Here is a 22,206-nt window from a genome sequence, read left to right on the forward strand (position 1 = left end):
CGCTATGCCACATTTTCGCAAGGAGGCCAGTGAGGCACGGCGCCATCAGGTCGAGATCTTTGGTGACGTGATTCTCGCTAGCACGATGCAGCACAAGCTGTTTGCCGTCATCGGTTCGCTGCTGGGCGTGGCGTTGGCGCTGCTGCTGATCTTTGGGCACTATAGCCGGCGCATCACCGTGGTCGGGCAGTTGCTGCCGGAGCAGGGCGTGATCCGCCTGTACGCGCAAAATGGCGGCGTGGTGCGGGCGGTGCCTGCGGTGGAAGGCCAGGCAGTGGCCGCCGGCACGGTGTTGCTGCAGGTCGCCAACCCGCACTACGACCGGCTGGGCGGCGATACCGACAATGGCATGCAGCAAACTGTCGCGGCGCGGCGCGGCGCGGTGGCGGAGGAACTGCACGCAACGCCGGCATTGCAGCGGCATGAAGCTGCGGTGTTGCGTAGCCGTGAGGCCAGCCTGGCCGGTACCGAGGCCAGCCTGACGCAGCAGGTTGGCATTGCCACGGAGCGGCGGCGCCTGGCGGAAGAGGAGCTCGCCAAATTCGCGCAGCTGAAGGCCACCGGTTATCTGTCGTCAGCCCAATACGATGCCAAGCGGCGCGAGCTGCTTGACCAGCAGATTGCGCTGGCGGCGTTGCAGAAACAGTGGCAAGAGGCGCGAGACGAGCGTGCCACGCTGCAGCGGCAGCTGGCAGCCTTGCCGCTGCAGCAGGCGAATGCACGGTCGGCCCTCTACCGTACATTGCAGGAGACCGAGCACGAACTGCTGGAAACGGCGGCGCGGCGCGAGTTTTCCGTGGTGGCGCCGGTCGACGGCAAGGTGACGGCGTTGACCGCCAAACCAGGCAGCCTGATCGCGCCGGGGCAGGTGCTGGGCACGCTGGTGCCGGCAGGGGCGGAACTTGAAGCCATCCTGTACGTGCCGAGCCATGGCATCGGCTTTATCGAACGCGGCGCGCGCGTCAGCTTGCGTTACCGCGCTTATCCCTATCAGAAATACGGCCAGGCGACGGGCACGGTAACCGACATCTCGGCCGCCAGCCTGCGGCCGGATGAACTGGATAACGGTGTACGTATCAGCGAACTATCGCCTGACCTGGGCAATGTCCCGGTCTACCGCATCCGGGTGCGGCTGACGGACCAACAGGTCAGCGCCAACGGCAAGCGCTTCGACCTGCTTCCGGGGGCGCTACTGGACGCCGACATCGTACTGGACCGTAAGGCGCTCTACCAATGGATACTCGATCCGCTCGACCAATTTTCTGCCAGTTTGAAACTATGAATGCACTTGCCAAGGGAATCGACTCCCTGAAATTTTCCGCCTTCGAGCGCCTGCCCATGATTCATCAGACAGAGGTGTCGGAATGCGGCCTGGCCTGCCTGGCCATGGTGTCCGGCTATTTTGGCGCCCACCTCGATCTGCTGGAGCTGCGGCGACGTTTTTCCGTGTCGCTCAAGGGCTTGCCGCTCGCTGGCATGATACGCGCCGCCAACGCCATCAATCTGACTGCGCGTCCGGTACGGTTGGAGATGGACGGGCTGTCCCAGCTCAAGCTGCCGTGCGTGCTGCATTGGAACTTCAATCATTATGTTGTGTTGCGCAAGATCAAGCGCGGTAAGCTGATCATTCACGACCCGGGTTACGGCGTCCGCAAGGTCTCCATGGAGGAGGCGGCCAAAAGCTTTACCGGCTATGCGGTGGAAATGTGGCCGAATCCGGGTTTCGTCAAACAAACCAAGACCGCACGCATTCCGCTCACGGCGGTGCTCGGACAACTGCATGGCTGGATGAAGCCGATGAGCTATGTGCTGGCGCTGGCGGTCGTGCTGGAGCTGGTGGCGCTGCTATCGCCGTTGCTGATGCAGTTCGTGCTGGACGAGGTGATACCAGCGCGCGACGCATCGCTGCTGGTGTTGCTGGCAGTGGCCTTTTGTATCTTGTATCTGGCGCAGAATCTGATCAGCCTGATGCGTTCGAGCGTGTTGCTGCATGTGGGCACCGTGTTCAGTATTCAGATACGCTCCAATCTGTTCCAGCATCTGCTGCGCCTGCCTGTGGGGTTTTATATTAAGCGCAGCCTGGGGGACATTGCCTCGCGTTTCTCGGCGATTGACGTGGTGCAGCGTACCCTGACCAGTTCGTTTGTGGAAGCCCTGCTGGACGGCATGATGGCCAGTATTACGCTGGTGCTGATGCTGTTGTACAGCCCCAAGCTGTCGGTGATTTCAATTGGTGCGCTGGCGCTGTATCTGGGCGGCCGGATGATGTGGTACAAGCCCCTGCATTCCGCGACCGAGGAGCAGATTCTCAATTCCGCCAAGCAGAGCAGCCACTTTCTCGAGACTGTACGCGGGATTCGTGCGGTGAAACTGTTTGGCCGTAGCGAGCGTCGCCATGCGACCTGGCTGAATTTGCTGGTGCGGCAGATTAACTCGGACCTCAAGACCCAGCATCTGCATATGATTTACGCCACCGCCAACGGCGCCATCTTCTCGATTGAAAGCATTCTGGTGATTTATCTGGGCGCTTCTGCGGTGATCAAGGGCGAGATGTCGGCCGGTGTGCTGCTGACCTTCCTGGCCTATAAATCGCAATTCGGCTCGCGCATCACCTCCCTGGTCAACAAATACTTCGACCTCAAGATGTTGGGCTTGCAGTTGGACCGGGTCTCCGATTTTGTGGTCGGCGAGCGCGAAGTGGAAGCGGTGGAAGCTTCCTACGATGCGGATGAAGACACCCCGGCGATCGAGCCTTACGTTGAGCTGCACAACCTGGCATTCCGCTACGGCGAACATGAAAAAGAAATCTTCGCCAACGTCAATCTGCGTGTCGGCGCGGGGGAGTTTGTCGCCATCGCCGGGCCGTCTGGTTGTGGTAAATCCACGCTGATGCAGGTCATGCTCGGGGTTTTCGAGCCGAGTCGTGGCCGGGTATGCATCGGTGGCATGGACCTGGCGTCGATCGGCCCCAAGCGGCTACGTACGCTAGTGGGTACCGTAATGCAGGACGACGATCTGTTTGCCGGTACGATCGCCGAGAATATCTCGTTTTTTGACGAAACTGCCGATCTTGAATGGGTCAAGCAATGCGCCGTCATGGCGGCAGTCGATGAGGAGGTATCGGCCATGCCGATGGGCTATCACACCTTCATCGGCGACATGGGCAGTGTGCTGTCAGGCGGGCAGAAACAGCGTATTTTGCTGGCACGCGCGCTGTACAAGCGGCCGTCCTTGTTGATGCTGGATGAGGCCACCAGTCATCTGGACGTGTACAAGGAACAGCAGGTTAACGAGGCGATTTCGGCGCTGAAGATCACCCGCATCATCATTGCGCACCGGCCGGACACGCTGGCGAGTGCCGACCGGGTTATTCCGTTCAAGACGCTGACTGAGGCAGCCACTGCTCCGCAGCAACTGGCAGCATAATCGGCCCCAGTCTCAGTCGTCAGGATGCCACGAATACGCGCGCTGCGCCCGCGCTCATGCGGCCAATCACGGCGGCTTCGCCGAAGCCTTCGCGGCGGAACAGGGCGAGGACTTCCTCGACACTGCCTTCGTCGCAGGAGACCAGCAGGCCGCCCGAGGTTTGCGGGTCGGTCAGCAGGGAGTGCTGGGCGGGCGTGATCGATGGTGCCAGCTGCACGTCAGCGCCGTAGGCGGCCCAGTTGCGGCCGGAGGCGCCGGTGAAGTAGCCGTCGTGCGCCAACTGTTCCACGCCGGGCAGCAGCGGGATCCTGGCCATGTCCAGATGCGCTGACAGCTTGGCGCCGCGCGCCAGTTCCAGCAGGTGGCCCAGCAGGCCAAAGCCGGTAACGTCGGTCAGCGCGTGCACGCCTGGCAGTTCGGATAGGGCCTTGCCAGGTTTATTGAGCTTGGTGGTGTTGGCGATCATGGCCTGGTAGCCGGCGGCATCCAGCTTGTCTTTTTTCAGTGCGGCCGACAGTATGCCCACGCCCAGCGGTTTGCCGAGAATGAGCACATCGCCTGCCTTGGCGTCGGCATTGCGCTTGACTTTCGATGGATGGATCAGGCCCATGACCACCAGGCCGTAGATCGGCTCGACGGAATCAATGGTGTGGCCGCCCGCAATCGGGATGCCCGCTTCGGCGCAGATCGATTCGCCGCCTTTGATGATCTGGCCAATGGTTTCCACCGGCAGTTGGTTGATCGGCATGCCGACCAGTGCCAGCGCCATGATCGGTGTGCCGCCCATCGCATACACGTCGGAGATGGCGTTGGTGGCGGCGATGCGGCCGAAGTCGTAAGGATCGTCGACGATCGGCATGAAGAAGTCGGTGGTGGCGATCAGCGCCTGTTCGTCATTGAGCTGGTAGACGGCGGCATCGTCGGCGGTTTCTATGCCGACCAGCAGTTCCTTCGGCACCGGGAAGCCGTGCGAGTTCTTCAGAATTTCGGACAGCACGCCGGGCGCGATTTTGCAGCCGCAGCCACCGCCATGGGAGAAGGAAGTCAGTTTGATTGCATCGTTGCTCATAGTTGGAATCCTGTGGTGACGGTGGCGGCCGGCGTGGCTGGTACAATCGCCGCATGACCTCATCCTTCAGGAACGCCACGTCGCAGCAGCTGGCCCAGGCCTTGCAGCATTCGCGGAATTATACGCTGTCGCTGTTCGAATGTTTTGCCGCTGCCGGTATGGATGCGGCGGCGCGCGTGCCACAGCTGCGCATGATCGATCCCCCTGTATGGCGGCTGGGGCAGATCGCCTGGTTCGCGGAATGGTTCATCTTGCGTGAAGCGGCGTCCAGCCATCCGGCTGATGCCCATGCCAACTGCCTGCTCACCAAGGGCGATGACTGGTTCGATGCCGAGCGTGTGCCGCACAGCAGCCGCTGGACGCTGGACCTGCCCAGCACTGGCGGCGTGAAGACCTACTGCCACGAGGTGCTGGACCGCGTGCTGGATAAATTGTCGCGCGAGCCCAACACGGACCAGGCCTTGTATCCATATCGCCTGGCGCTGGCCCACGAGGACATGTGCGGCGAGGCCTTTCTTTACACCTTGCAGGCATTGGGACTTCCAGCGCCGCTGCCGGCCGCCAGTGAACAGCTGCAGGCGTTTGCGCCGTCTGAAATCGGCTTCCCTGGCGGGACGATACAGCTGGGGAGCATGGCCGGTAGTGGCTTTGTGTTCGATAACGAGCGCCAGGCGCACAGTGTCCATGTCGCGCCGTTTCGCATGGATAGCACGCTGGTGACGAATGCGCAGTATGCAGATTTCGTCATCGATAGCGGCTACGATAACCGTCAATTCTGGAGCCAGGCCGGTGCGGACTGGCTGATGCGCCAGGAGCGCTCGGCGCCGCGCTACTGGCAGCGCGACGGCGCGCAGTGGCGCACCATGCGCTTCGGGAAGCTGTCTACGCTGGCTGGTTCTGAGCCGGTGCGGCATGTGAATCTGTATGAGGCCCAGGCCTATTGCGCGTGGGCCGGCCGCCGCCTGCCTACCGAAGCAGACTGGGAATATGCGGCGTTGTCGGGCCATCCGGCGTTCCGCTGGGGCCAGTTGTGGGAGTGGACGGCGTCTCCATTCGAACCGTATCCCGGCTTTACGGCGGACCCTTATCTGGAGTATTCGGAGCCATGGTTCCATACGCATCAGGTGTTGCGCGGCGCGTCCTTCGCCACGCCGTTGCGGTTTGGTTCGGTCAAATTCCGTCATTTCTACCTGCCCGAACGCGACGATCTCTTTGCCGGTTTCCGCACCTGTGCCTGGCCCGGATAGTTCAACAATAAGAACGCTTTTTCGCGAGGGCTCTGCTATGCTTTTTGTTTTCCTCCAAGACCAAGGGCGCCCACAATGAAACTGAAGCACTTCCTGATTTCCGCAGCCATTCTGGGCGCGGCCGCGCACACCAGCGCCGCCGACCAGGTGACGGTGATCCGCGCCGGCAAGCTGCTCGATGTGGTGGCCGGCACGGTACTGAAGGACCAGAACATCATCATCACCGGCGAGCGCATCACCGCTGTCGGGCCGGCGGCATCGACGCAGATACCGGCCGGCGCACAAGTCATCGATCTGTCGGCGCAAACTGTGCTGCCAGGCTTGATCGACATGCACACCCACCTGACTGCCGATCCCTTCATGAGCGGCTATAACTCGCTGGGCGTCTCCGATACCCGTGCTGCGCTGTATGGCGTGCGCGCCGCGCGCAAAACGCTGGAAGCCGGCTTCACCACCGTGCGCAATGTGGGTGCTGGCGGCTTTGGCGATGTGGCGCTGCGCGACGCAATCAACGACGGCGACTTCATCGGCCCGCGCATGCGCACCGCAGGTTACGCCATCGGCATCAAGGGTGGCCACTGCGACGAGAACCTGCTGCCGCCGGACGTGAACTTCACCGGCCGTGGCGTGGCGGACGGCCCATGGGAAGCGCGCGCCAAGGTGCGCGAGATGGCCAAGTATGGCGCGGACGTGATCAAGATTTGCGCCTCGGGCGGCGTGCTGTCCAAGGGCGATGAGCCGGGCGCGCAGCAGTACACGCTGGAAGAAATGCAGGCCATCGTCAATGAGGCCCATAAGCTGAACCGCAAGGTGGCCGCACATGCCCATGGCACCAGCGCGATCCACGACGCCATCCTCGCGGGCGTGGATTCGATCGAGCACGCAAGCCTGATCGACGACGTCAACATCAAGCTGGCGAAAGAGAAGGGCACCTACCTGGTCATGGATATCTACAACGATGACTTCATCCTGCAGGAAGGCGAAAAGGCCGGCATGCTGGCGGAATCAATCGAAAAGGAAAAGGTCATCGGCCAGCTGCAGCGCGATAACTTCCGCAAGGCTTTCCAGGGCGGCGCCAAGATGGCGTTCGGCACTGACTCCGGCGTCTACCCGCATGGCGACAACGCCCGGCAGTTCTACTACATGACCAAGTACGGCATGACCTCGATGCAGGCGATTCAGGCGGCGACCATCAATGCGGCCGACCTGTTGGGCTGGAAGGACCGCGTGGGCTCGATCAGTGTCGGCAAGTACGCCGACATCATCGCGGTCAAAGGCAACCCGGCCGATAACGCGAATGAGCTGACCAAGGTGTCGTTCGTGATGAAGGGCGGAGCGGTGATCCGCAATCAGTAAGCCGACGGTGCTGGCCTGACGGGGCATCACGCTGGCTCGCCAAGTCATGCGGGTGATATAGGGCAAAGAATGTTTTTATTCTTATACTGCTTGCATGCGTGTTTCATTCCTACTTTTTGCCGGGCTACTGCTGGCTGCTGTGGTGAGCGGATGCGGTGGTGGCTCGGCGGCTTCTTCGGAAGCCGCCAGTAGCGGCAATACCGCAAGCGGATTTACCTCCAGCGCCGCAATCGCCGTCACGGATCCTGTCACCGTCGGTACCCTCAAGGGTATGTCCGACGCACTTGTGGTTGGCGACCATATCGTGGTGCGCTCACGCTCTGATGCCTTTGTCACCTTGAACGGCCAGCCCGTGTATCCGGGCACGCGCCTGAGCGTGCTGGATAAGCAGGGCAAGCTGGTGTCCACCACGGATTACGGCTTCACGCTGGCCGCAGGCTACACCGGCGACTGGGTCATGATGCTGTCACCCGATGGCTTCATCATGGTGCAGTCCACGAGCGGCACCAGGTTGCAGCACTTCGATGCGCAGGCCAGGCTGGTGGGCGGTGTGACCGACCTTTATCCGACGGTGGCCGCGACCTCCACCACCGAGTATGCGGCGGCGGAAAACGGCGGCGCGGTGGACGGCAATGGCTTTTGGCTGGCCACCACTTTCTCGCTGCTGCCGGTGACGGACAAGACGCAGTATGTACTCAAGCTGTGCAAATTTGATTTCAGCGGCAGGCAGCTGACGCCGCCGTTCATGATTTCGACTTCGGCCCTGCATCCGCGCGTGGCTGCCGCCGGCGGCGCCGTGCTGGCCGGTTGGCTGGAAGGTGGCGGCGGCATGCTGGCCATGTGGTCCAAAGGCGCGGGCGCGCCGACCATCCGGTCAATTAACACGGGCGGCTCGCAGCCATACCCGCTGGTGCTGACCACGGATGGCAAAATGGGCGTACTGTGGAACGGCAAGGCGACCATGACCAGCACCGGTGGCGTGATGGGGGTGATGATCGATAATTACGGCACGCCTTTGCTGGCCACGGGCCGCACCGACCTGACCCAGGAAACGCTGTCCGCGCACTGGGATGGCAATGTGCGCGCGACGGTGATCGATGCCCATGCCTATAAAGGCGGCATTGCGATTGCGGGCAGCGCGGTGGGGGCCCTGAAAGCCGGTGAGCCGATCACCGATGTACTGGTGCTGGCGGATTACACCCTGGGCACGGATCCGCTGTCCTCTTCGGCGCAGACCATATTGCGCTTCACCTTGCCGGGCCGCGCGGCGCTTGGACCCACCCCCGTTTTGCGGCAGATGCTGTTCGACGATCACGCGGTCCTGCTGATTGGTGACGACAATCGCCTGCAGGCTGTCTATACAACCAGGAATCGCTAGCCGTGTCTAAGTGACAAGTGGCAACAAAAAGCCATTTGTCCAAGACAATTGTGTTTATTTCCGGCATTGATTACTGCATAATCTTAACCCTTAGTCACACACACTCGTCCTAGTCCCCGCCGACGTGTTCGTGCATCCCTTACTCAATTAGCTCACGGCGCAATCAGCGCCGTTTTTGCGTTCGTTCTTCATCACGGGAAGAAGATGGAATTCTTTAAAAAACTGAAAATCGGTACGCAGTTGGCGCTCAGCTTCGGCACACTGACTGCACTCATGTTGATCATGGCGACCTTCGCCATCGTCCGCACCAACAGCATCACCAATGCGTTTCATGATGAGCAGCGGCTGATGGCGGAAAAGCTGGAGCCGCTGTACGCTGCGCGCGAAGCGCTGGCGCAGACTGGCCTGGCCGCACGCAATGCCTACATCTTCAGCGACAACGCGCAGGCCGCGAAGGAGCTGACATTGCTGGACGAACAGCGCGCCACGTATCTGGCTGCGCTGGAGAAGATGACACCTGCCTTCAAGGGCGACGCCAATTTCGACAAGGTTCGCGGCGGCCTGCTGAAAATGGCCGAAGAACTCAAACGTGTGCGCAAGATGCGCGAGTCGGGTGATCTGGAAGCCCTGTCGGCTTTCCTGACCAATGAATGCAGCCCACTGCGCCGCCAGATCGTGGCTGACATATCGGTCGTGCTGACGGCAGCGCAGAACGAAACGCACACCGCCAGTGCTGGCGTGGACGCGCATGCGAATGATGCGTTCCTGTGGATCGTGCTGCAGGCGGTGCTGTCGCTGGTGGTCAGCGTGCTGATCGCCTGGGTGAATACGCGACTGCTGCTCAAGCAGCTGGGCGGAGAGCCGGCGTATGCCACCGATATCGCCAACAAGATCGCTGAAGGCGATCTGTCGGTGTCGGTGGAAGTCAAGGCCAACGACAAAACCAGCCTGCTGCACGCAATTGCGGCGATGCGCGACAGCCTGTCGTCCATCGTCGGCCAGGTGCGCCAGGGGACGAATCTGATCGCCACGGCGTCGTCGGAGATCGCCAGCGGTAACCGTGACCTGTCGCTGCGCACCGAGCATCAGTCGGAGTCGCTGGAGAAGGTGGCGACGGCGATGGAAGAATTGACCGGCACCGTGCGCCAGAATGCCCACAACGCGATGCAGGCGAATACGCTGGCGCTGACGGCCTCCAATGTATCGGAGCAGGGCGGCCAGGTGATGGAGCAGGTGACGGTGACGATGGCGTCGATTAACGAGTCGTCGAAGAAGATTGTCGATATCATCTCGGTCATCGACGGTATCGCCTTCCAGACCAATATCCTGGCGCTGAACGCGGCGGTGGAAGCCGCACGCGCCGGCGAACAGGGCCGCGGCTTTGCGGTCGTAGCGACCGAAGTGCGCAACCTGGCGCAGCGCTCCGCAGCAGCGGCCAAGGAAATCAAGACGCTGATCGATGATTCGGTGGAGAAGGTCGGCACCGGTTCGGAACAGGTGCACAAGGCTGCGGAAACCATGCACGAAGTGGTGGGCAGCGTGAAGCGCGTTACCGAGATCATGGGCGAAATCAGCGGCGCCAGCATGGAGCAGACGGCTGGCATCGAGCAGGTCAACAATGCGATCGGCGAAATGGACAGCATGACGCAGCAGAATACCGCGCTGGTCGAGCAGGCTTCAGCGGCGGCGCAGGAGCTGCAGGACCAGGCCACCAGCCTGGCGCATGTGGTGGACGTATTCAAGCTGGAAGCGCATACCGCCAGCGTGACGGGACTGCGTGGCCGCAAGCCGCGTTACGCGCCGGGCGCTGCGTCGCATGGTGACGAGGAGATTCGCCGTATCGCCAACGGGTGATCGAGAATAATCGCTTGCTTGTAGCACGTTGCTCATTCCATAATTGAAAAATAATTATGACAATGGGGAGGGTGCTGCATGAAGCGTGTTTTCAAATGGCTGGGTCTCGCACTGGTCACGGTAGTATTGGTTGTCGCGGCGTTAATCGCCCATACGATTTACTTCAAGCCGTTGAAGCTGGACTGGTTCTACACCAAGGTGTTTGCCGCAGTTGCCATCGACAGCCCGGAAATGCTGTCGTCGATGCGTATTCTTCCGGGCTGGCTGGACTTCTACAGCAGCAAGCTGGATGACGCCTCTCCTGCCCACGAGCAGAAGGCGCTTGAGTTGGTGAAGAACAGCCTGGCCACCATCAAGCAATATGATCGTGAGAAGCTGGACCGGGAAGGTCAGCTCTCTTACGACACGCTGGCCTACTACCTGCAAATCCAGGTGGATGGCGAAGCATTCAATAAATACGATTTCCCGGTCAATCAGATGCAGGGCGTGCAAAGCGCGCTGCCGGACTTCATGGTGCAGGTGCACCAGGTCGAGAATAAAGCCGAAGCGGACGCCTACATCACGCGTCTGAAACTCTTCCCCACCAAATTCAGCCAGTTGACGGACGCTTTGCGTGCGCGCGAATCGCTGGGCGTTATTCCTCCGCGCTTTACGGTGGAAAAGGTGCTGACGCAGATGAACGGCATGATTGCCGGCGCGCCGGAGCAGCATCCGCTGTACGTCACCTTCAAGGAAAAGCTGGAAAAGATTCCTGCCGCAGAAATGGATGCCGGTACGCGCACGCAGTTGCTGGCCGCCGTTGCTGCCGCCATCAAGGACCAGGTGTACCCGGCCTATCGCGGCTTGATCGGCTACTTCACCGCATTGCAGCCTAAGGCCAAAGAGAACAATGGCGCCTGGGCGCTGCCGAATGGCGACGCATACTATGCATGGGCTGTGCGCATGCACACCACCACCAACATGACGCCACAGCAGGTGCATGAGCTGGGGCTCGCAGAAGTGGCGCGCGTGAGCGCGGAGATGGATGCCATCCTCAAGGCGCAGGGCCTGAGCGAAGGCACCGTCGGTGCACGCGTGCAGCAGCTGGCGCGTTCGCCGGAGCAGCAGTATCCGAATACGCCGGAAGGCAAGAAGGCCATGCTGGCGCAGTACCAGGCCATTCTGGATGAAGTGAACAAAGGTCTCGGCAGCGCCTTCGATATCCGTCCCCAGCTGGGCGTGAAGGTGGAGCAGGTGCCACCGTCGTCGGAAGCCACGGCACCGGGTGCTTACTATATGCCAGGGGCGTTTGACGGCTCGCGTCCGGGTGTGTTTTACGCGAATATGCGCAACCCGGGCGATACGCCGAAGTTCGCAATGCGCACGTTGGCTTATCACGAAGGTATTCCCGGCCACCACTTCCAGGTGTCGATCGCGCAGGAGATGCAGGGCGTGCCGTTCTTCCGCCGCGTGCTGCCGTTCACCGCGTATCAGGAAGGCTGGGCACTGTATGCGGAGCGCCTGGCGTATGAGATGGGCTTCCAGAAAAATCCGCTGGATAACCTGGGCCGTCTGCGCGATGAGATGATGCGCGCGACGCGCCTGGTGGTGGATTCCGGCATCCACTACAAGCACTGGACGCGGGAGCAGGCCATCACCTACATGATGGATAACACCGGCATGGCGGAAGGCGATGTGACGGCGGAAGTTGAGCGCTACTTCGTCAATCCGGGCCAGGCGCTGGCGTACAAGGTCGGCATGCTGAAGATCCTCGCTCTGCGTGAACATGCGAAGCAGGAGCTGGGCGACAAGTTCGACCTGAAGCAATTCCATAACGAGGTGTTGTCGCACGGCGCGCTGCCACTGTCGGTACTGGAGCGCGTCATTAACGACTGGATCGCGAAGCGCAAGCAGGCATGAAGATAGGATTGCAGACCTGGGGCAGCCATGGCGATATTCGTCCCATGCTGGCGCTGGCGGAAGGCTTGCAGCTGGCCGGGCATGACGTCACTCTGCTCATCACTTGCGTGGACAGCGATGCCTATGCTGGTGTGACGTCGGCTGCGGGCGTGCGCATCCGCGTGCTGGCGTCGCCGGTGATTACGGCGGAGCAGGGGGCGGAGATAGGCTGGTCCATCGTCAACTCGCGCGATCCCTTGAAGCAGATGGCGTTGATACTGCGGCGCTGCTTTGGCCCGGCCGAAGATGAGATGTTCGCGGCGGCGCAGCAGCTGGCAGCGGAATCGGATGTGCTGGTGGGGCACTACTTCATGCACCCGTTGCAGATCGCTGCGGAACATGCAGGCAAGCCGTATGTGAGTGTGCTGCTATCTCATGCGGCGATCCCCAGCGCTTACAGCCATCCGCTTGGTTTGCCTCGGATTTTCAATGGCTTCCTGTGGTGGCTCACGCGTAGGCTGCTGCACCGGACGCTCAAGCCGTATGTGAACCGGTTGCGCGCGCAACTGGGTATGGCGCCCGCCAGGGACATTGTCAGCGAGGTGTGGCTGTCGCCGTACCTGACGCTGGTCGGCGTCAGCCCGCAAATTTGCGAGCGACAGCCGGACTGGCCGGATGCGGTGCAGGTCTGCGGCTTTCTCGATATGCCCAATATGCAGCTGGAAGGCCGGTTGACGGAGTTATTAAGCGCCTTCCTGGCCGCAGGCGAGGCGCCTGTCTACATGACGCTTGGCAGCTGGATGCCGTCGGATATCGGCAACCAGACCGATACGCTGCGCATGCTGACGCAGGCTGCACGGCTGGCAGGCTGCCGCGCTGTGATCCAGGCATCGAGCTGGGAGGCATGCGGCTTCCTTTCCGATGACCAGATCATGTATGTGTCAGCTTCGCCGCATCACCTGATTTTTCCGCGTTGTGCGGCGGTGGTCCACCATGGCGGTGCGGGCACTACCCAGTCGACGACACTGGCGGGGCGGCCTTCCATCGTCATCGCACATATCAGTGAGCAGGAACATTGGGCCAATGAGCTGCGTCGTATCGGTGTCGCAGGCAAGCTGACGACGCGCCGCAGCGTCACCGCAAAACAGCTCGCTGACCGTATCCGCCATGTGCGCGCGCATCCTGAGCTGGCCGAAAACGCACAAGCCATCGCAACGGCAATGGCGCAAGAGCATGGCGTTGCGAGAGCGGTTGAATTGATCACTCGACGATGAGTGGCGCTATCACATTTTATCAATCGGGCCGTTTATGAAAATACCTTTTATATTTGCCGGGCTTCTGCTGGTTAGCGTGAATGCCGCTGCCGACTGGACCAAGCTGACCACCCACCCTGGGCAGGTGGAGTATGTGGACTTTTCTACTGTGCGAACGGATGGCGCGTTGAAGCAGATCTGGCAGCTTCAGGATTTTGAGACAGAAAAATGCATCGGCGCCGCTTGCTACCGCTCGATCAAATCCCTGCACCAATATGACTGCAAGCACGAAACCAGCCGTATCAAGTATGTGGTCTTTTATGCCGAGGCGATGGGGCAGGGGCGGGATCTGAAGACGCTCAATGAGCGCGAACTTGGTAGTGATGGCGAGTTCGCGCCAGTCGTCCCCGGCACGCAGGGATATTACGAGTTCCAGGGCATCTGCGGCACCGAGCAGAAAAAGAAATAGCAAGCACCGGGCAGGTTTATAAAATTGAGATGGGCGAGAGAGTGATGAGACATCGGCTCTGTATTGGCATTTCTTTGTTTGTATTGGCGCTCCACGGGAGCGCCTGGGCTGCGGAGGACTATCTGCAGAATTGTCCGTTGAAGAAGGGCGACCAGCTCTCTGCGATCAAGGACTTTTACAAAATCAGCGCAGAACCGAAGGCGCTGGAAAAACCTTCGCCAGGAAATTCCAGCTATGCGTACACCTTTCTGGAATACGGCGTCGTGCTGTACCTCGATGAGAACAAACGCGTCCAGGCGCTGCGCTTTGAACGACCGTTTGCAGGGCATGTTGATGGCGTTGCGGTTGGCGACGATAAATCGCTGCTCACCAACGAGCCGGTTAAAAAAGTGGCCGGCTTCGCCGATGCCGAAGTGATAGAAGCCAGAGCGAAGCACAAACGCGAGATTATCGACGGCTTGCCAAATCCCGCCCCCAGGGAGCAGGTACTTAAAGCCTTTGCGGCGATTGAGGAGTTGAATGCGCAGCCTTTCAGTGCAAGTAGCGGCTGGATTTACAAAAGTTATGATGGCGCGATGGTGCGCTATGACATAGGCTCGATCAGCAACCGGGTGCAGACCATCCTGACGGAGCGGGGAACCGCGCCGCAGGGGGCAAAGGTTGGCAGCTTGACGCAGCAGTCGTTGCAGGAATTTTTCCATCATGGCGACCAGCTGTACAACGCCAGCAAGCTGGATGAGTACATGGTCCGCTTTGCGGAAAATTATACGATCAAGGTGAACGACAAGTTGATCACCCAAGGCAAACGCGCGCGCCAGCAGGAAGTGTTTGAAATTTTCTACAAGGAGTATCCGCATCTGGCGGAGACCGTGGTGCATTCGGCGGCGATTGCAGATGATGGACAAAGCGCCATCGTCAAGCTGACCGAGACAGACCGCTATCGCAAACGTATCGGCGGCATTGGCACCATCCTGCAGGAGAAGCGGCCGATGGAGCATAACTTCGCCGTGATCGACGACGCTACGGTGCGGCTTGCACTGGTAGGTGGCGTCATCAAAATTGCGCGCATGGATATTGATAAGCGCGAGATCACTGAAAACGCAGGAAAGTGAAACCACGGTGGCATCAGGATGGAGGCGGGCAATGACGTTTGACTGGCATGGCGGAGAGATCACGCGCACGACGGAAATCGACGCCGGCTACAGGAATACGCAAAACGTCCGGCGCTTTCTTTCTCAACAGTGCGGACCAGATTTCAAGTTTGACCGAGAATTCATGGCGTGGATACGAGCTGGCGGATGAATGGCTACGCCGTCGGCCCCCCGCGTGACAAACTGCGTATTTTCAATAATGCGTATATGTTAACCTCGTCACACTGACGGTCTGCATTTACGGTGTTTGGCCGAGTGATGATGAATGAACGGCAGAAGAGACGAGGTCTATCGATGCAGAACAGGTATATCTGGACTGGGCTGGCGCTTATTCTTGGTATCGGCGTAATCAGCTGGAATGCGATGGCACCGGCTCCGGCTGTGCAAAGTGCTGGTGCGCCGCCGCGGCGCCCGGTGCTTGCAGCGTTCCCCGCCATGGTGCCGCGTCAGTCCGCTCCCCCAACGGCGGAAGATGCGCCGCTTGGTATGCAGGTAGACCAGCTGATTGCCACGCACGATCCTGACGATGCCTATACGGCCTACTGGCTTATTGCCAACTGCGAGATTTTCAACCGCGATCACGACCGGATGATCTACGATCTGGAGGAAGTCACGCAGAAGCGCAATATGATTCCCTATCGGGGCATGAACGACAGCGAGAAACAGCACGATACCAAACTGTGTGCTGGCATGAATGAACGCATGCGTGTGTCGCGCTTCGATTACCTCGCGATTGCCGTCAAGGCTGGCGTTAGCGGCGCGGCGATACAGATGGCTGCGGAAGGACCGTTTGGCGACCATTCGGCGCTGAAGACGCGGCCTGATGACCCGCTTGTGAAAGAATGGAAGGCGAACGTACTGGACCAGCTGTCCAAGGAAGCGGACAGCGGCGACCTGTCGACCCTCAATTATCTCTGGGTGCAAACCTTGACAGGCGATGAGCTGATTGCCAAAGATCCGGCACTGGCCTACCGGTATGCGGTGGCACAGGGCTTCATCTACGGTGAAATTAATGGACCCGAAGCGCTTGAGGCGACCATGTACGCGCCGGAAGGGCAGCTCATGAAAACAGTGGTCGATCTCAGCGCCGAGCAGCGCAGCGCCGAACGCGCCGCGGCACAACGCATCGCGGACAATGCGCGCGAACGGCACCGGCATGCCGAGAACGCCGCACGACCGGCTGCCGGTTAGCGCAGGCGATTTATTGACAGTGAGTTGAGCGCCATGTCATTTGGCAGCGCAAATCTGGTTGTGTGCATCCCCGGCGAACCCGGGGCGCTGCGCTATCATATGAAGTTCGCCCCCACAGATGTCTTTCAATGATAGATTTCCTTCGACTCTCGACCTTGTTCCTGGTGACGGCGCTTGCTGAAATCGTCGGCTGTTACTTGCCCTGGCTGGTGCTCAAGCAGGGGCGCCCGGTCTGGTTGCTGCTGCCTGCCGCAGTGGCGCTGGCGTTGTTTGCCTGGCTATTGACGCTGCATCCTACTGCTGCGGGGCGCACCTATGCGGCATACGGCGGCGCTTACATTTGCGTCGCGCTGCTGTGGCTGCGGTTTGTGGATGGCGTGGCATTGAGCCGTTTTGATGCGATCGGCGCCGTGCTGGCGCTGGCGGGGATGGCAGTGATCGCACTGCAGCCCTCGCAGTGATTACATTGGCCCCGCCGCCTTGGCGCGCAGCTCGCGCGCAAAATCGGCCAGCTCCTGCGGATTGAGGTCGGAGACGGCGTAGAACATCATGCCCTCCTGCGCCCAGCGCAGCACCTGGAAACCCTGGCGCTGGCCTTGTCGCGTGCCGTGCGGCGCCGATGGCCATACATAGACGTTGATGATGTGCTGGCGATGGCGGTACACCAGGGCTGCCACTGGTCGCTGCTGAACGTAATCCAGCCGTCCGCCGATCAAGGGATAGCCTTCTGCCCCCAGGTCGTGCACCGGCGGTGAGAAGTCCAGCTTCCCCGCGAACCACGGTTTGACGGTGTGCTGGTCGGTGGACGCGACGTCGGCGAGATGGTTGGGCATCAATGCGCGGAAGTGGCTGCCCACCAGCTCTTGTTCCACCAGCGTGTCGGCCGATGGCTGATTCAGGTACAGCGACAAGGTGACGGCAAAGGCGGTGCTGGCCATGGTTGCCATGCCCAGATTGATCCACGCCCACGACCAGGTCTTCTGCCGCTTTGCTGGACGAGGCGGCGTGGGGCGCTGCGCTGCCAACGCGGCCTGGATGCGATGGCGCAGATGTGGTGGCGCCTGGTGCTGGCTGGCTTGCGCGGCGATGCGGCCTTGCAGCGCTTCCAGTTCGGTCATTGCGGCACGGCAGCCGCCGCAATCGTCAAGATGCTCCTGCAGGCGCAATGCAGCGCTGGCGTCCAGTTCAGCGTCCAGGTAAGCCGACATCAGTTCCTGCGTTTGTTGGCAATTCATTTCATTCTCCCGCCACATCAGGCTTCAGGTATGACAGCAGCATCTGGCGCGCGCGGGCCAGACGCGACATCACGGTGCCGATGGGGGCATCGGTCACTTCGGCGATCTGCTTGTATGACAGTTCGTCCATTTCTTTCAGCACCAGCACTTCGCGAAAAGCGGTCGGCAGGCGCGCCAGTGCGGCGTTGAGCGTGCGGCCGGCATCGTGGCTGGCGAAGATGTCGGCCGGGTCGCCACCATTTTCCTGATCGTGCAGGGACTCGTCGAAACTGACATCGCCGCGTTCGGCCTGGCCGTCGCGTAGGGCGGTGTAGTAGGTGTGGCGCACGATGGTCAGCAGCCATGCGCGCGCGTCGCCACCGCGGAATCCACCGGCAAAGCGGAATGCACGCAGGTAGGCGTTCTGCACCAGGTCATCCGCATCGTGTTCGTTGCGGGTCAGCCAGCGCGCCAGGTTGTAGGCCGCATCCAGATGGGGCATCGCCAGCGCTTCGAAGCGGGCAGTGTCGTCGTCGTCCAAATACTTGTCCATGTAGTGGTCCAGTGAATGAAGACTCGGCCAGCCACGGTTTTATTCCCGGTTTGCGCGCAAAAAAATAAATAAATTTATTTGGGAATAGCGACGCCGCGATGCGAGTTTTAGTGGGTAGGTCTTACTACACCACGAGAGGAGCATAACATGATGGATCGCAGAGATTTCCTGCGCCTCGGCGCACTGGGCGGCGGCGCCGTATTTTTGTCCGGGCTGTATGGCCCGGCGCAGGCCGATAGCAGCGTTGACGATTTTTACTTCGTCCAGCTGTCCGATTCGCACTGGGGTTACAAGGGGCCGGCCAATCCGGAGGCGGACAGCACGTTGAGGCAGGCTGTGGAAGCGGTGAACGCGTTGCCGCAACCACCGGAGTTCATTGTTTTCACGGGCGACCTGACCCATACCACGGATGATCCGGCCGAGCGGCGCAAGCGCATGGCGGAATTCAAACGCATCGTCGGTGCGCTGAAAGTGACGCAGGTGCACTTCCTGCCGGGCGAACACGATGCGTCGCTGGATAAGGGCGAGGCCTATCAGGAACACTTCGGCCCGACCCATTACAGCTTTGACCACAAGGGTGTCCACTTCATCGCACTCGATAACGTCTCTGATCCCGGCGCACGTATCGGCGAGGCGCAACTGGCGTGGTTGAAGCAGGATCTGGCGCAGCAGCCTCAAAACGCACGCATAGTCGTGCTGACCCATCGTCCGTTGTTCGACCTGGCGCCAGCCTGGGACTGGGCTACGCGCGACGGCCAGCAGGCGGTGGATCTATTGCTACCTTATCCGAACGTGACGGTGTTCTATGGGCATATCCACCAGGAGCATCACCACATGACGGGGCATATCGCCCATCACTCCGCCAAGTCGTTGATCTTCCCGCTGCCGGCGCCCGGTTCGCAGGAGCGGCGCACGCCGCTGCCGTGGGACCCGGCGGCGCCGGGCAAGGGCCTGGGTTTTCGTGAAATCGAGGCGGAGACGACGCCGGTCGCTTACCAGATCACTGAATTCGCAGCGAGGAAAGGATAAGACATGGCTTCCTATAAACGCAGGCTGCTGCTGGCCGCGCCGCTCGCCTTGGTGGTGCTGGCGCATGCCAAAACCCGTGAACGGGTGATCCGGATCGAAGCGCGCAAGTTCCGCTTTTCTCCGAATGTGATCGAGGTGAAGAAGGGTGAGGAGGTGGTGCTGGAGTTGACGGCGGTGGATTTCCCGCACGGTTTCAGCCTGCCGGATTTCAAGGTGCGCGCGGACCTCATCATGGACAAGCCGGTGCGCGTCAAACTAAAACCCGAACAGGCGGGCCAGTTCGGGTTTTTATGCGATAACTTCTGCGGCAGCGGCCATGAGGAAATGGCCGGTACGCTGATCGTCAAAGGCTGATTACAGCAGCGATTCCGCCAAGTCGGTCAGGTCGGCAGCGTATTCGGCTTCCACCAGCTGCTTGCGGGCGACGCCGCTGCGGTAGGCTGCAGTGGCGATCTTGGGCGTCACGCCGCTCAGCAGACGTGGGTCCAGAAGGCCCGGCACGATGTAGTCCTTGCTGAAGCGGGCATCGCTGCGCGCCATGTCGGCCAGGGCAACCACGCAGGCGCGTTTCATTTCCTGGTTGATGGTGGTCGCACCCGAATCCAGCGCTGCGCGGAACAGGTAAGGGAAGCACAGCGCGTTGTTGATCTGGTTAGGATAGTCCGAGCGGCCCGTCGCGATGATGGCGTCTGGCGCGACTTCGCGTACCAGTTCCGGACGCAGTTCAGGCTCCGGATTCGCCAGCGTGAATACGATCGGATGCGCCTTCATGCGCTGGATATCCATTTGCGACAGTACGCCTGGGCCGGAGACGCCCAGGAAGACATCGGCGCCGTCCATCACTTCCGACAGCGTGGTGGCGCTGGTGTCCTGCGCCCATGCGGCTTTTTCGCCGTCCAGGTTGCGCACGGTGGACAGCACGCCCTTGCTGTCGCAGACGTAGATGTTGTTGCGTTGTGCGCCCAGATCCACCAGCAGTTCCAGGCAGGCGATGGCTGCCGCGCCGGCGCCGGAGCAGACGATCTTGACGGTGGCGATATCGCGGCCGGTCATCTCGATCGCGTTCAGCATGCCCGCGCCCACCACGATGGCGGTGCCGTGCTGGTCGTCGTGGAAGACCGGAATCGACAGGCGCTCGCGCAGCTGGCGTTCAATGTAGAAGCACTCGGGCGCCTTGATGTCTTCCAGGTTGATGCCGCCGAAAGTCGGGTGCAGCGCGGCGATGATATCCACCAGCTTGTCCGGATCGCTCTCGTCGATTTCGATGTCAAACGCGTCGATGCCGGCGAATTTTTTGAACAGCACGACTTTACCTTCCATCACCGGCTTGCCGGCCAGCGCGCCGATGTTGCCCAGGCCGAGCACCGCACTGCCGTTGGTGATGACGCCGACCAGATTGCCCTTGGCGGTGTATTCGTAAGCCTTGGCCGGATCGCGCTTGATTTCCACGCATGGCGCAGCGACGCCTGGCGAGTAGGCCAGCGCCAGGTCTTCCTGCGTGCTCACGCTCTTGGTGATTTCAATGGCGATCTTGCCGGCACTGCCAGCGCGGTGATAGGCAAGGGCTTTTTGTTCAATGGTGGTCATATTCTGTTCCTTACAAATGCGAAAAACGCCTGCACGGCGAAAAAGCCGATGCAGGCGCAAACTGCCGGGGATTCAGTGGATCATGGATACAGGCCACGTACTTCGCGCGCTTGCAGCACGCGGGTGCAGGCGAGGATGAAGGTGGCGGTACGCAGCGTGACTTTCTTTTCCTGTGCAACGGTCCATACGGCGTTGAACGCATCCTGCATGATGCGAGTTAAGCGGGCATTAATTTCCTCTTCGGTCCAGAAGAAGCTGGAGAAGTCCTGTACCCATTCGAAGTAGGACACAGTCACGCCGCCGGCGTTGGCGAGCACGTCCGGGCAGATCAGCACGTCCTTGTCGGTCAGGATGTCGTCCGCTTCCGGCGTGGTCGGGCCGTTGGCGCCTTCCAGGATGATCTTGGTGCGGATACGCGGCGCGTTGGCGGCGGTAATCTGCTGTTCCAGTGCGGCCGGGATCAGGATGTCGGATTCGATATCCCAGAATGCATCGCGGTCCAGGAAGGCTTCTGCGCCCGGGAAGCCGGCGACGCCGCCGGTTTCACCAACGTGCTTGTGCAGCTGGGCGACATTCAGACCGCCTTGATGCACCACGGTGCCGGTGTGATCCTGCACGGCGATGACTTTGGAGCCGGCTTCTGCGAACATGGTTGCTGCCACGCCGCCGACGTTGCCGAAACCTTGAACTGCCACACGGGCGCCAGCAATCGCTACACCGCGCTTGGCGGCAGCTTCGCGGCCGACCACGAACACGCCGCGGCCGGTCGCTTCACGGCGGCCCAGCGAGCCACCCAGCGAAATTGGTTTGCCGGTTACGACGCCGGTCGACAGGTTACCTTCGATCATGGCGTAGGAGTCCATCATCCAGGCCATGACCTGTTCGTTGGTGTTGACGTCCGGTGCAGGGATGTCTTTGTTTGGGCCGATGATCAGGCTGATTTCGCTGGTGTAGCGGCGGGTCAGGCGCTGCAGTTCACCACGCGACAGGGTTTTAGGATCGACACGGATACCGCCCTTGGCGCCACCGTATGGCACGTTCACTGCGGCGTTCTTCACGGTCATCCAGGCCGACAGGGCCATCACTTCCGACAGGGTCACGTCCTGGTGGAAGCGCACGCCGCCTTTGCCTGGACCACGCGACATATTGTGCTGTACGCGATAGCCTTCGTGGTGGGCGATGGTGCCGTCATCGCGCTCGATCGGCACGTCAACGGTCAGGATGCGCTTAGGGCGCTTGAGGGTTTCGACCCAGCGCGACAGGCTACCGAGGTGCGGGGTAACGCGGTCGATTTGCTGCAGGTAGACACCCCATGGGCCGAGGTCTTCGGCGTTGAGGTAGGAAGGCAGTGCGTGTTGTGCTGGTACGGTGGTCATGCTCAAGGCTCCCAAAAATTCGTGGCTGAGCGCCGCTTATGGCGGTGCTCAAGTGGGACGAATCATAGGCTGGGAGTTTCAGGAGCGGCCAATGCTGTATGCGCATTCGGCTATGCAAAAAATGCATAGTTAGGTAAGTGGTATGCGAGAGGTCCGTTCTCTTGTCTGAAACCGA

Annotated in this window: 20 protein-coding genes; 15 read left to right on the top strand and 5 right to left on the bottom strand. The window is 60.7% G+C overall.

The window, feature by feature from the left end:
* Positions 1 to 4: 4 nt before the first annotated feature.
* Together BUA36_RS17585 and BUA36_RS17590 are read left to right on the top strand one after the other, a co-directional pair.
* Positions 5 to 1,282 (top strand): HlyD family secretion protein, encoded by a 1,278-nt coding sequence (locus BUA36_RS17585; protein WP_072786605.1) that lies wholly within the window; start codon positions 5 to 7, stop codon positions 1,280 to 1,282.
* Between the two features lie 56 nt (positions 1,283 to 1,338).
* Positions 1,339 to 3,426 (top strand): peptidase domain-containing ABC transporter, encoded by a 2,088-nt coding sequence (locus tag BUA36_RS17590; RefSeq protein ID WP_229255739.1) that lies wholly within the window; start codon positions 1,339 to 1,341, stop codon positions 3,424 to 3,426.
* Between the two features lie 19 nt (positions 3,427 to 3,445).
* Here BUA36_RS17590 and selD read toward each other — a convergent pair whose 3' ends face one another.
* Positions 3,446 to 4,495 carry a selenide, water dikinase SelD gene (gene selD / locus BUA36_RS17595; RefSeq protein WP_072786607.1) on the bottom strand — a complete coding sequence of 350 codons (1,050 nt, stop codon included), beginning with the start codon at positions 4,493 to 4,495 and terminating at the stop codon, positions 3,446 to 3,448.
* A 53-nt stretch (positions 4,496 to 4,548) separates the two neighbouring features.
* Between selD and senA the strand changes: the two genes are divergently transcribed.
* The 11 genes from senA to BUA36_RS17645 all read left to right on the top strand — a co-directional run bounded on the left by senA (position 4,549) and on the right by BUA36_RS17645 (position 16,733).
* Complete coding sequence (gene senA, locus BUA36_RS17600; RefSeq protein WP_229255740.1) at positions 4,549 to 5,742, top strand: selenoneine synthase SenA; 1,194 nt, start codon at positions 4,549 to 4,551, stop codon at positions 5,740 to 5,742.
* Between the two features lie 75 nt (positions 5,743 to 5,817).
* Positions 5,818 to 7,098, top strand: a complete 1,281-nt coding sequence (locus BUA36_RS17605) for a Xaa-Pro dipeptidase (protein WP_072786608.1) — start codon at positions 5,818 to 5,820, stop codon at positions 7,096 to 7,098.
* 142 nt (positions 7,099 to 7,240) lie between these two features.
* Positions 7,241 to 8,476, top strand: coding sequence for a hypothetical protein (locus BUA36_RS17610; protein WP_229255741.1), 1,236 nt, complete (start codon positions 7,241 to 7,243; stop codon positions 8,474 to 8,476).
* Between the two features lie 204 nt (positions 8,477 to 8,680).
* Positions 8,681 to 10,330 carry a methyl-accepting chemotaxis protein gene (locus tag BUA36_RS17615; RefSeq protein ID WP_072786610.1) on the top strand — a complete coding sequence of 550 codons (1,650 nt, stop codon included), beginning with the start codon at positions 8,681 to 8,683 and terminating at the stop codon, positions 10,328 to 10,330.
* A gap of 78 nt (positions 10,331 to 10,408) precedes the next feature.
* Positions 10,409 to 12,229 (top strand): DUF885 domain-containing protein, encoded by a 1,821-nt coding sequence (locus tag BUA36_RS17620; RefSeq protein WP_072786611.1) that lies wholly within the window; start codon positions 10,409 to 10,411, stop codon positions 12,227 to 12,229.
* The gene (locus BUA36_RS17625; RefSeq protein ID WP_139260623.1) at positions 12,226 to 13,482 is read left to right on the top strand and encodes a glycosyltransferase; all 1,257 of its coding nucleotides are present in this window, start codon (positions 12,226 to 12,228) and stop codon (positions 13,480 to 13,482) included. The genes BUA36_RS17620 and BUA36_RS17625 overlap by 4 nt, the downstream gene beginning before the upstream one ends.
* A 34-nt stretch (positions 13,483 to 13,516) precedes the next feature.
* On the top strand, positions 13,517 to 13,930 hold the full coding sequence (locus BUA36_RS17630) for a surface-adhesin E family protein (protein ID WP_072786613.1): 414 nt from the start codon (positions 13,517 to 13,519) through the stop codon (positions 13,928 to 13,930).
* 44 nt (positions 13,931 to 13,974) lie between these two features.
* On the top strand, positions 13,975 to 15,042 hold the full coding sequence (locus tag BUA36_RS17635) for a hypothetical protein (protein ID WP_139260624.1): 1,068 nt from the start codon (positions 13,975 to 13,977) through the stop codon (positions 15,040 to 15,042).
* Positions 15,043 to 15,073: 31 nt separating this feature from the next.
* Complete coding sequence (locus BUA36_RS31230) at positions 15,074 to 15,232, top strand: DUF6434 domain-containing protein (RefSeq protein ID WP_229255742.1); 159 nt, start codon at positions 15,074 to 15,076, stop codon at positions 15,230 to 15,232.
* A 143-nt stretch (positions 15,233 to 15,375) separates the two neighbouring features.
* Positions 15,376 to 16,272, top strand: a complete 897-nt coding sequence (locus BUA36_RS17640; RefSeq protein ID WP_139260625.1) for a hypothetical protein — start codon at positions 15,376 to 15,378, stop codon at positions 16,270 to 16,272.
* A 128-nt stretch (positions 16,273 to 16,400) separates the two neighbouring features.
* The gene (locus tag BUA36_RS17645; protein WP_072786616.1) at positions 16,401 to 16,733 is read left to right on the top strand and encodes a YnfA family protein; all 333 of its coding nucleotides are present in this window, start codon (positions 16,401 to 16,403) and stop codon (positions 16,731 to 16,733) included.
* On the opposite strand, the gene BUA36_RS17650 is transcribed toward BUA36_RS17645, so the two are convergent.
* Both BUA36_RS17650 and BUA36_RS17655 read right to left on the bottom strand, forming a co-directional pair.
* Positions 16,734 to 17,507, bottom strand: coding sequence for an anti-sigma factor family protein (locus tag BUA36_RS17650; protein ID WP_072786617.1), 774 nt, complete (start codon positions 17,505 to 17,507; stop codon positions 16,734 to 16,736).
* Between the two features lies 1 nt (position 17,508).
* A complete protein-coding gene (locus BUA36_RS17655; protein WP_072786618.1) occupies positions 17,509 to 18,039 on the bottom strand; it encodes a sigma-70 family RNA polymerase sigma factor in 531 nt (176 codons plus the stop codon).
* Positions 18,040 to 18,189: 150 nt separating this feature from the next.
* Between BUA36_RS17655 and BUA36_RS17660 the strand changes: the two genes are divergently transcribed.
* On the top strand, positions 18,190 to 19,068 hold the full coding sequence (locus BUA36_RS17660) for a metallophosphoesterase family protein (protein WP_084560234.1): 879 nt from the start codon (positions 18,190 to 18,192) through the stop codon (positions 19,066 to 19,068).
* A gap of 3 nt (positions 19,069 to 19,071) precedes the next feature.
* Positions 19,072 to 19,422, top strand: a complete 351-nt coding sequence (locus BUA36_RS17665) for a cupredoxin domain-containing protein (protein WP_072786620.1) — start codon at positions 19,072 to 19,074, stop codon at positions 19,420 to 19,422.
* Here the strand turns inward: BUA36_RS17665 and BUA36_RS17670 are convergent, their stop codons facing one another.
* Both BUA36_RS17670 and BUA36_RS17675 read right to left on the bottom strand, forming a co-directional pair.
* Positions 19,423 to 20,655 carry a malic enzyme-like NAD(P)-binding protein gene (locus tag BUA36_RS17670; RefSeq protein ID WP_072786621.1) on the bottom strand — a complete coding sequence of 411 codons (1,233 nt, stop codon included), beginning with the start codon at positions 20,653 to 20,655 and terminating at the stop codon, positions 19,423 to 19,425.
* A gap of 80 nt (positions 20,656 to 20,735) precedes the next feature.
* On the bottom strand, positions 20,736 to 22,031 hold the full coding sequence (locus tag BUA36_RS17675; protein ID WP_072786622.1) for a Glu/Leu/Phe/Val family dehydrogenase: 1,296 nt from the start codon (positions 22,029 to 22,031) through the stop codon (positions 20,736 to 20,738).
* Positions 22,032 to 22,206: the final 175 nt, after the last annotated feature.

It is taken from the genome of Duganella sacchari (genome assembly GCF_900143065.1).
GTDB lineage: Bacteria > Pseudomonadota > Gammaproteobacteria > Burkholderiales > Burkholderiaceae_D > Rugamonas > Rugamonas sacchari.

Coding starts and splice junctions, on each gene's coding strand:
- BUA36_RS17585 (WP_072786605.1), top strand. CDS start 5: ATGCCACATTTTCGCAAGGAGGCCAGTGAGGCACGGCGCCATCAGGTC.
- BUA36_RS17590 (WP_229255739.1), top strand. CDS start 1,339: ATGATTCATCAGACAGAGGTGTCGGAATGCGGCCTGGCCTGCCTGGCC.
- selD (WP_072786607.1), bottom strand. CDS start 4,495: ATGAGCAACGATGCAATCAAACTGACTTCCTTCTCCCATGGCGGTGGC.
- senA (WP_229255740.1), top strand. CDS start 4,549: ATGACCTCATCCTTCAGGAACGCCACGTCGCAGCAGCTGGCCCAGGCC.
- BUA36_RS17605 (WP_072786608.1), top strand. CDS start 5,818: ATGAAACTGAAGCACTTCCTGATTTCCGCAGCCATTCTGGGCGCGGCC.
- BUA36_RS17615 (WP_072786610.1), top strand. CDS start 8,681: ATGGAATTCTTTAAAAAACTGAAAATCGGTACGCAGTTGGCGCTCAGC.
- BUA36_RS17620 (WP_072786611.1), top strand. CDS start 10,409: ATGAAGCGTGTTTTCAAATGGCTGGGTCTCGCACTGGTCACGGTAGTA.
- BUA36_RS17625 (WP_139260623.1), top strand. CDS start 12,226: ATGAAGATAGGATTGCAGACCTGGGGCAGCCATGGCGATATTCGTCCC.
- BUA36_RS17630 (WP_072786613.1), top strand. CDS start 13,517: ATGAAAATACCTTTTATATTTGCCGGGCTTCTGCTGGTTAGCGTGAAT.
- BUA36_RS17635 (WP_139260624.1), top strand. CDS start 13,975: ATGAGACATCGGCTCTGTATTGGCATTTCTTTGTTTGTATTGGCGCTC.
- BUA36_RS31230 (WP_229255742.1), top strand. CDS start 15,074: ATGACGTTTGACTGGCATGGCGGAGAGATCACGCGCACGACGGAAATC.
- BUA36_RS17640 (WP_139260625.1), top strand. CDS start 15,376: ATGCAGAACAGGTATATCTGGACTGGGCTGGCGCTTATTCTTGGTATC.
- BUA36_RS17645 (WP_072786616.1), top strand. CDS start 16,401: ATGATAGATTTCCTTCGACTCTCGACCTTGTTCCTGGTGACGGCGCTT.
- BUA36_RS17650 (WP_072786617.1), bottom strand. CDS start 17,507: ATGAATTGCCAACAAACGCAGGAACTGATGTCGGCTTACCTGGACGCT.
- BUA36_RS17655 (WP_072786618.1), bottom strand. CDS start 18,039: ATGGACAAGTATTTGGACGACGACGACACTGCCCGCTTCGAAGCGCTG.
- BUA36_RS17660 (WP_084560234.1), top strand. CDS start 18,190: ATGGATCGCAGAGATTTCCTGCGCCTCGGCGCACTGGGCGGCGGCGCC.
- BUA36_RS17665 (WP_072786620.1), top strand. CDS start 19,072: ATGGCTTCCTATAAACGCAGGCTGCTGCTGGCCGCGCCGCTCGCCTTG.
- BUA36_RS17670 (WP_072786621.1), bottom strand. CDS start 20,655: ATGACCACCATTGAACAAAAAGCCCTTGCCTATCACCGCGCTGGCAGT.
- BUA36_RS17675 (WP_072786622.1), bottom strand. CDS start 22,031: ATGACCACCGTACCAGCACAACACGCACTGCCTTCCTACCTCAACGCC.